The sequence below is a fragment of the Pyrobaculum sp. genome (assembly GCF_049971835.1).
Lineage (GTDB): Archaea > Thermoproteota > Thermoprotei > Thermoproteales > Thermoproteaceae > Pyrobaculum.
In genome coordinates this window covers 1-868 of the sequence record NZ_JBMFKV010000395.1, presented here as the reverse complement: position 1 = coordinate 868, position 868 = coordinate 1, and the positions used below count along the sequence as shown (strand labels likewise).

1 pseudogene is annotated in these 868 nt (G+C 56.2%); it reads right to left on the bottom strand.

What is annotated here, in order from left to right:
- A pseudogene (locus tag ACP5J3_RS14930) lies at positions 1 to 868 on the bottom strand (hypothetical protein); the annotation flags it as partial.

Below are 868 nucleotides of genomic sequence, written 5' to 3'. Positions count from 1 at the left end.
TCCACAACCATCTCCTCCTGCGGCTTCTTGCCCACGTTTTCCGTTACCAAAATTGCCGCCTCTCCGGTCAGCTCGTGAGCCACCTTGTTGACCCTATCCCGCTTCCTCTTTCCCTCCCTCAGCCTCTTGACGCGTCTCCTGTACTCCCTCGTGTGAGCGCCAGAGAGCTTCTTCCCGTTTACCTCTACACTTAGCTCCTCCGCCCACCTCCTTCTAATGGCGTCGTATCTCTTCGCCAGCCTGCCGAAGTCGGTTCTGAAGACGCGGATGGATATGGAGGGCTGTATCCACCGCCGGTTCCACTGCGCAACCATATCGGCTGAGGCCTTCAGGTCAACACGGGCCGCAACTACTGTGTTTTCGTTCACATCAAAGGCTGTAACAGCTACAGGCTCTTTAGGAGCCTCGGGTTCTATCTCGTAGGTGAACACGGCGTATACCTTGTCTCTAACGCGCTTGAGCCTAATCGTGTTGGCACGCCTAGCCCTCCCCGTTCTGACCAGCCACTCGTAGAGCCAGAACCTCTTGTGAGGCCACAGCTCTACCACATGCCTCCCAGACATGAGGCGTATTGACAGAGACGTGGGGGAGTCAAAGCGCCAGACATTCGGTGTTGCGTAGGGGGATACCTTTCTGATTTCCGGCGGCCTCCCGCCAGCTTCAGCCCACGAGTTGTACGCCTCAACTGCATCCTTAACGGCCTGTTGCTGGTAGTTGGAGGGTAGCCCAATCCGCTTGACGAAGTCCTTAACCTCGTGCCACACGCGGAAGTAGCTGGCCTTCCCTCCTTTGTAGTTCTGCACCAGATAGTCTACCACCAATTGTTTCGCTTTTCTGTACCCTCTCTCCAGCTCCAGGTAGTCCAGAA